6 protein-coding genes are annotated in these 7,900 nt (G+C 70.0%); 4 read left to right on the plus strand and 2 right to left on the minus strand.

Going from position 1 to position 7,900, the window contains the following annotated elements; translation table 11 throughout:
- The coding region (locus AOK08_RS39460; protein WP_055535058.1) for a streptophobe family protein at nucleotides 1–1,447 on the minus strand (1,447 nt) is incomplete at its 3' end.
- A 240-nt stretch (nucleotides 1,448–1,687) separates the two neighbouring features.
- Between AOK08_RS39460 and AOK08_RS39465 the strand changes: the two genes are divergently transcribed.
- Nucleotides 1,688–4,186, plus strand: coding sequence for an ABC transporter ATP-binding protein/permease (locus AOK08_RS39465; protein WP_055535060.1), 2,499 nt, complete (start codon nucleotides 1,688–1,690; stop codon nucleotides 4,184–4,186).
- 96 nt (nucleotides 4,187–4,282) lie between these two features.
- Here the strand turns inward: AOK08_RS39465 and AOK08_RS39470 are convergent, their stop codons facing one another.
- Nucleotides 4,283–5,110: a transglycosylase SLT domain-containing protein gene (locus AOK08_RS39470; protein ID WP_055535062.1), complete on the minus strand. Its 828-nt coding sequence runs from the start codon at nucleotides 5,108–5,110 to the stop codon at nucleotides 4,283–4,285.
- A gap of 438 nt (nucleotides 5,111–5,548) precedes the next feature.
- Between AOK08_RS39470 and AOK08_RS39475 the strand changes: the two genes are divergently transcribed.
- The 3 genes from AOK08_RS39475 (at nucleotide 5,549) to chpE (ending at nucleotide 7,721) form a co-directional block, all read left to right on the plus strand.
- Nucleotides 5,549–6,694 (plus strand): GAF domain-containing sensor histidine kinase, encoded by a 1,146-nt coding sequence (locus tag AOK08_RS39475; protein WP_055535064.1) that lies wholly within the window; start codon nucleotides 5,549–5,551, stop codon nucleotides 6,692–6,694.
- The gene (locus tag AOK08_RS39480) at nucleotides 6,687–7,328 is read left to right on the plus strand and encodes a response regulator (RefSeq protein WP_055535066.1); all 642 of its coding nucleotides are present in this window, start codon (nucleotides 6,687–6,689) and stop codon (nucleotides 7,326–7,328) included. The genes AOK08_RS39475 and AOK08_RS39480 overlap by 8 nt, the downstream gene beginning before the upstream one ends.
- 147 nt (nucleotides 7,329–7,475) lie before the next feature.
- Nucleotides 7,476–7,721, plus strand: coding sequence for a chaplin ChpE (gene chpE / locus AOK08_RS39485; RefSeq protein ID WP_055535068.1), 246 nt, complete (start codon nucleotides 7,476–7,478; stop codon nucleotides 7,719–7,721).
- The last annotated feature ends 179 nt before the right edge of the window (nucleotides 7,722–7,900 follow it).

Raw genomic sequence — 7,900 nt, forward strand, 5'->3', positions numbered from 1 at the left:
CCCCCGCGTCCCCCAGTGCCAACGGCGCCGCCCGCCACCCAGCCGCCCCGCTCACGTATGCCAGCAGCGCGCCAACGGCTCCCGCGCCCGTGCCCCACACCGCGCCCAGCAGGACGGCCGCGACGAGTTGCCCGCGCAGTTCGATTCCGGCGCCGAACGCGTCGAAGCCCAGCACCGAGACCGAGGCGTCCACGGACACCTCCGCCAGCCAGGCGAGCAGCGGCAGCGCAATGGCGGTCGCCACCCCCAGCCGCAACGCGCACCGGCCGGCGAAACGCAGGGCACCCGGATCCCGTACGGCGAGCGGCACCCGCCCGTCGGCGTCGTCCGGGCCGACTCCGCGGGCCAGCGGTGTCCGGGCCGCCGCGAGGATGCCCGCGAGGAGCATCATCAAGGCCGCCGCGACCCCCAGGAGCCATACCCGGCTGTCCAGTTCGGCCAGTCTGCCGAGGCTGACCGACTGGTCGTCAGGCGAGCTGAGGAGCCGGTCCAGGGGATCAGGCAGGAAGTTGACCAGCACTCCTGACGCACTGCCGTCGAACGGGACGAACAGACCGATCGAAACCCCCAGCCAGACCCCGTTGGGGGTACCGAGCAGCGCCGCACCCGCGATGCGCCGGGGATGGGCGTCGCCGGTCGCCGCGTACGCCGCCGCCGCGAACCCCGCCGCCACCGCCGCCAGTGCCACGGTGACCAGGGCGGACACCGCCGGCCGTACGACGTGGTGGACCGCTTCCCAGCCGCGCGGCAGGGGAGTGCGGCGGGAGGCCAGCAGGGCGATCGCCAGGACCCCGGCCGCCCAGACCAGGCCGCCGAGCAGGGTGGGGAGTGTGTCGACGGTGAAGCCGACGGCCGCCTTCGCGTCGATCAGGTCGCCGACCCGGTCGGGCAGCAGACCGCTGATGTCCCCGAGCCCGGGAACATTGATACCTCCGCCCCCGCCGCCGCCACCTCCGCCCGTACCCGGCAGGGAGTCGAGGCCCAGGCTGCCGCCGTCGATGGTGATGAGGTCGTGCCCCGCCCAGGCCAGCCCGCCCAGGGTGGCCACGAAGAGCGCGATCACCGCACCCGCGCGCGTGAGGAGTTCGGCCGGCGGGATCACAACTCCCGCCCCGCGCAGGGACCGTAGGAAGAACCACGACAGGAGCAGCGCGCCCACCAGGCTCACGCCCAGTGGCGTGATCTCGACGGCGGTCGCCGCCTCCGCGCCTTTCAGGCCGAAGGCCGACACATCACCGGACGGAGTGACCGAACCACCCGCCCCAAGTGCCACAACCGCCGCGGTCATCGGCCCCAGCGAGGCCGTGGCGTCCGCCCCCAACAGATGCAGACCGAGTGCCGCAGTGCCCGCCATTCCGATCAACGCCCAGCTCACAGAGGTGATCGCGGAGAGCAGCACGTCTCCCCACGGCAGCCTCCCGCCCTGCTCGGCGGTCTCGATGCCCATCGTCAGCCCCCGATCCGCGCGGCGGCGGCCCACCCCGCGTGTCCCCCTCCCGTGGGACTACCACTCTCCGGGCCGGTTTCCACCGCGTCAACGGCGCGTCGCTGTCCGCTTCCACGCCCCTTCCGCAAGACCCGACTTTCGGTCAGGGGGCTGAGCCTGAAATAGTTCCCCACGATGTTCGACATCCCTAGACTCCCCATGTTGGGGCAATTTTCGGGGGACAACTCAGTGGGGCATGGAGTGCCGGAACTCGTACTGGAATTGAACGAAAGGTCCTGGACGCTTGATTCGTCCAGGCCGTACACCCTCGGACGTGATCCGCAGGGGGACATCGTGCTCGATGACGCCAGGGTCTCCTGGCGGCACGCCACGATCAGTTGGGGCGGCCGGAGCTGGGTCATCGAGGACCACGGCAGCACCAACGGCACCTTCGTGCAGGGGCAGCGCGTCCATCAGACGGAGATCGGGCCGGGCTCGGCCGTCCATCTCGGCAACGCGACCGACGGCCCGCGTCTGGTCCTCTCCAGCGCCGCCCCGGTGGCGACGCCGCAGCAACAGCCGTACGCGGCCCAGGGAGCGAGCCCCTCCTGGGCCCAACAGCCCCAGCCCCAGCCCCAGACGCCGGAACAGAGCCGGCCGCAGCAGCAGCCCGCCGCGATCCCGCAGCAGCAGGGCCCCGGCGCGGGGGCGGGCGCGGGGACGCCGCCGGTGTACGGCGACCGCAGCCCGACCACCTTCCACCAACTGCACCTGGGCCGGGTGATGCGCATCGGGCGCGCCCTGGAGAACGAGCTGGTCGTCTCCGACCTCCAGGTCTCCCGCAACCACGCCGAGTTCCACGCGACGCCCGACGGCCGCTTCGAGATCCGAGACCTGGGCTCGCACAACGGCACGTACGTCAACGGCATGCCGATCGCCAAGGGCGGCACGGCGCTGCTCGGCCCGAACGACATCGTCGGCGTCGGCCACTCCACGTTCCGGCTGGTCGGCGACCACCTCGAGGAGTTCGTCGACACCGGCGAGATCTCCTTCTCGGCCCGCCATCTGACCGTCACCGTGGACGGCGGCAAGCAGATCCTGAAGGACGTCTCCTTCGGCGTCCCGGAGAAGTCGCTGATCGCGGTCATCGGCCCGTCCGGCTCCGGCAAGTCGACGCTCCTCAAGGCGCTCACGGGCTACCGGCCCGCCAACCAGGGCGACGTCCTCTACGACAACCGCAACCTGTACAAGCAGTTCGCCGAGCTGCGCCAGCGCATCGGTCTGGTCCCGCAGGACGACATCCTGCACAAGGAACTGACCGTCAAGAAGGCCCTCAAGTACGCGGCCAAGCTGCGTTTCCCCGCCGACACCACGACGGAGGAGCGCGAGCACCGCATAGGGGAGGTGCTGCGCGAGCTGAAGCTCGATATCCACAAGGAGAAGAAGGTCACCTCCCTCTCCGGCGGCCAGCGCAAGCGTGTCTCGGTGGCCCTGGAACTGCTCACCAAGCCGTCGCTGATCTTCCTGGACGAGCCGACCTCCGGCCTCGACCCGGGCATGGACCGTGACGTCATGCAGTTGCTGCGCGGCCTCGCCGACGACGGCCGTACGGTCCTCGTCGTCACGCACTCCGTGGCCGAACTGGCGATCTGCGACAAGCTGCTGGTGATGGCACCCGGCGGCGCCGTCGCCTACTTCGGTCCGCCGGAGGAGGCGCTGAACTTCTTCGGCTACGACACCTGGGCCGACGTTTTCTCCGCCTTCGAGAACTACCGCGACTACGACTGGGCGGGCCGCTGGAAGGGCTCGCAGCACTACCAGATGTACGCCGCGGACATCGACGCCGTCGCCCCGCAGTCCGTGGACATGCCCGCCGCACAGGCCATGCGCCCGCCCAAGCCGCAGGGCTGGGGCTCCCAGTTGATGACCCTGATCCGGCGGTACGTGACGGTCATCGCCTCCGACAAGGGCTTCCTGGCCCTGACGGTGATCCTGCCGGCGGTGCTCGGCGCGGTGAGCCTGCTCATCGACCCGGACAAGACCCTGCTGCCCGGCAGGATCGGCAGAAACGGCCTCAACATCCCGAACGGCACGGCCACCACCGTGCTCCTCATCCTCGCGGTCGGCGCCTGCTTCGCCGGCGCCGCGAACTCGGTCCGTGAGCTGATCAAGGAACGGGTCATCTACGAACGGGAGCGCGCGACCGGCCTGTCGCGCTCCGCGTATCTGATGTCCAAGGTGATCGTCCTCGGCTTCATCACGGTCCTCCAGGGCCTCATGGTCGGCGCGATCGGCTTCGCGAACCGCACGATCCCCGACGAGGGCCTGGTCCTCGGCAAACTCGTGCTGCTCGAACTCTCCGTCCCGATCATGGCGCTCGGCTTCACGTCGATGATGTTCGGCCTGGTCATCTCCTCCCTGGTGAAGACCTCGGAGAAGACCATGCCGCTGCTCGTCATGTTCGCGATCATCCAGGTCGTGTTCACGGGCTGTCTGTTCATCCTGCACGGCAACATCGGCGTCAACGAGTTCTCGTACCTGATGCCGTCCCGCTGGGCGGTCGCCGCCGCCGGGGCCACGCTGGACTTCAACAAGATCAGCCCGAACGTCGACGACCCCGGCAGCACCGACCCCCTGTGGGACCACACGGCCGCCGCCTGGGGCATCGACATGGCCGCCCTGATCGCCCTCGGTGTGATCTGCGGCTTCTTCGTGGCCCGCTTCCTGCGCCGCCACGAGCCCGAGGTCATGCGCAAGTGATCACGGCCGTACGACGGTGAAGGGCGGCACCCCCGGTGGGGTGCCGCCCTTTCGCCTGTACGTACGAGTCAGAGATCCGCGCCGACCTCAATGACCTCAGTACGCGCTGTTGACGTTGTCGATCGAGCCGTACCGGTGGGCCGCGTAGTTGGCGGCGGCCGTGATGTTGGCGACCGGGTCGTAGATGCTGAACGACGTACCGGAGACGTGGTACGCGTTGAAGGTCGGCTGGATGACCTGGAGCAGGCCGATCGACGGGGTGCCGTTCTGGGCGTTGATGTCCCAGCCGTTGACGGCGTTCGGGTTGCCCGTCGACTCCCGCATGATGTTGCGGTACAGGCCGTTGTAGGAGCCCGGTATGCCCTTCCTCGCCATGATGGAGAGGGACTCGCGGATCCAGCCGTCGAGGTTGTTGGGGTACCACTTCACGGCGGCCCTCTTGAGCGCGGCGCGCTTGGCGGACCGGTTCGCGGCCTCCCTCGCCCTGTGCTTCTTCGCGGCCTTCGCAGCGGCCCTCTTCTTCGCCGCCTTCTTCTCTGCGGCCCTCTTCTTCGCGGCGGCCTTCTTCGCCGCGGCCTTCTTCGCGGCGGCCTTCTTCGCGGCGGCCTTCTTGGCGGCGGCCTTCTTCACCGCGGCCTTCTTCGCGGCGGCCAGTTCGGCCGCCTTCAGCTTCGCCGCGGCGGCGTCGGCCTTCACGGTCTCGCCGGCCAGTTGGTCGGTGATGCTCGCCCGTACGTTCTTGATCTGGCCCTGGCTGAACACCACGGGAGCGGCGGAGACGGCCTCGGAGGTGGTCGTCGTGCCGCTCGGCACGAAGCTGAACGCGAGGGTGGCCGCGGCGAGCGTGGCGGCACCGGCGATCGCGATCCTGCGGGTCCTGGCCGACGTACGACTATGACCAGGAGCGGTGGTGTTCTTGGGCATGGCGGAGGAACCTCTTCGAATAGCGCGGACGTCGCTCGTGCCCGAAGGGGCAGGCGTGCTTCCGGCACAAACGCCGCGGGCGGAACCCGCGGCGCTGAGCGACGGTTGCCATTCTTAGCGGCCGCAAAATCCCGTGGCAAAGGTGTGACGTACTACGGCGGGTAGTGGACCCAGGAGCGGCAAAATAGGACAGATCGGAGCGTCTTTCCCGCTCATCGGGTGGACGTTTGTCTCCTATGGCCACTAGTAAGTGATGTGGGTCCTATGCGCGGGGTCACATGGGCCGGCCGTCCGTCTCACCATTGGTTGCGAGAGCAATGCTCAGAGTGAGGGGCCTGTCGGGTGTCGCGCTTCGCCCTTCGGCCTAGGTCCTTCGGCCCAGGCGCCGCCGCCACAGGACGGATACGCACTGTCACACCCCGCCGGTACCGTGAGGGCATGAGCGAAGGACCACGGTCGGGCCTGTCCGCGGTGAGCGCCGCGCTGCTGGCCATGAGCAGGCACCTGGAGGTGCGCGACGTCCTCAAGACGATCGTCGCCTCCGCCAGGGAGCTGCTCGACGCGCGGTACGCGGCGCTGGGCGTCCCGGACGACCACGGCGGCTTCGCCCAGTTCGTGGTCGACGGTGTCAGCGACGCCGAGTGGAAGGCCATCGGCCCGCTCCCGCGCCAGCACGGCATCCTCGCGGCGATGCTGCGCTCGGCGCGCGCCGAGCGCCTGGCCGACGTCCGCGAGGACCCGCGCTTCGAGGGCTGGCCGCCCGCCCACCCCGACATGTCCGACTTCCTGGGCCTGCCGATCCGGGACGGCGACGAGGTGCTGGGCGCGCTGTTCCTCGCCAACAAGAACCGCGCGAAACCCTCGGGCGGCTGCGGCTTCACCGAGGACGACGAGGAACTCCTCGCCATCCTGGCCCAGCACGCGGCGATCGCCCTGACCAACGCCCGCCTCCACGAACGCGGCCGCGAACTGACCATCGTCGAGGAACGCTCCCGCCTCGCCCACGAACTCCACGACGCGGTCAGCCAGAAACTGTTCTCCCTGCGCCTGACCGCACAGGCAGCCGCAGCCCTGGTGGACCGCGACCCCGCCCGCGCCAAGGGCGAACTGCAACAGGTGGCCGCGCTCGCCGCGGAGGCGGCCGACGAACTGCGCGCGGCGGTCGTGGAACTGCGACCCACGGGCCTGGACGAGGACGGCCTGATCGCCACCCTCCGCACCCACATCCAGGTCCTCGACCGCGCGCACTCCGCGCGCGTGACCTTCGACAGCCACGGGGTCCGCGCCCTCCCCGCCGCCCAGGAGGAGGCCCTGCTGCGGGTGGCCCAGGAGGCCCTGCACAACGCGCTGCGGCACTCCGGGGCGGCCCTGGTGGAGGTGACCCTCGCGAAGTGCGGCCAGGGCGCCGTCCTGCGCGTCACCGACGACGGCAGCGGCTTCGACCCGACGGCGGTACGCAGCGCCGGACGCCACCTCGGCCTGGTCTCGATGAGGGACCGGGCGAGCGGGGTCGGCGGGCGGCTGGACGTGGAATCGGCGCCCGGAAAGGGCACCACGATCGAGATGGAGGTGCCTGGTGGCTGACGCGATCAAGGTACTGCTCGTCGACGACCACCAGGTGGTACGCCGGGGCTTGCGCACGTTCCTCGAAGTACAGGACGACATCGAGGTGGTGGGCGAGGCGGCGGACGGCGCCGAGGGAGTCGACCGCGCGCAGGAACTGAAACCCGACGTCGTCCTCATGGACGTCAAGATGCCGGGCATGGACGGAGTCGAGGCACTGCGCAGACTCCGTGAACTCGACAACCCCGCGCGCGTGCTGATCGTCACGAGCTTCACCGAGCAGCGCACGGTCGTCCCCGCCCTGCGCGCGGGCGCCGCCGGGTACGTCTACAAGGACATCGACCCGGACGCCCTCGCCGGCGCCATCCGCTCCGTGCACGCCGGGCACATCCTGCTCCAGCCCGAGGTCGCGGGCGCGCTGCTGACCCAGGAGGAGACGCACTCGGGCCAGGGGAGGGGCGGCTCGCTCACCGAGCGGGAGCGCGAGGTGCTGACGCTGATCGCGGACGGCCGCTCGAACCGGGAGATAGCCCGCGCCCTCGTGCTGTCCGAGAAGACGGTCAAGACGCATGTCTCGAACATCCTGATGAAACTCGACCTGGCGGACCGCACACAGGCGGCGTTGTGGGCGGTTCGTCATGGTGTGGCCGGATGACCGGCAACTCGGAACGTTCCCTTCCGGGCTGAGATTCATACCGTCGTGGGAATGTCCCCCGGATGGCGCATCCTTCGTGGATCTCCGGCGTTCTTCAGTGCGTGCCGCGGCGACCTGCCGCGGTGAACGCAATGGGAGGGAACAGACATGAAGAACCTGAAGAAGGCCGCCGCTGTGACGATGGTGGCGGGCAGCCTGGTTGCCGCCGGCGCCGGTTTCGCCTCCGCCACGGAGGGCGCGCACGCCAACGGCCAGGCCATCGGCTCGCCGGGCGTCGCCTCGGGCAACCTCGTCCAGGCCCCGGTGCACATCCCGGTCAACGTGGTGGGCAACAGCGTCAACGTCATCGGCGTACTGAACCCGGCCTTCGGCAACCTCGGCCTCAACCACTGAGAACCTGACCTCCGGCCTCCTGGGGACGCCCAGGAGGCCGGTCGGATGTGACGGGCCCGCCACTATCCAGCCCGTCCGGCGTGCAGGGACAAGCCCGCCCCAGGCACATCCAGCCCGTCCGGCGCCTGAGGACGAGGCCGTTCAGGCCGAAGCGGGGGCCTGGGGGCGGCCGCCCCCAG

This window comes from Streptomyces graminilatus, from assembly GCF_001418565.1.
Taxonomy (GTDB): domain Bacteria; phylum Actinomycetota; class Actinomycetes; order Streptomycetales; family Streptomycetaceae; genus Streptomyces; species Streptomyces graminilatus.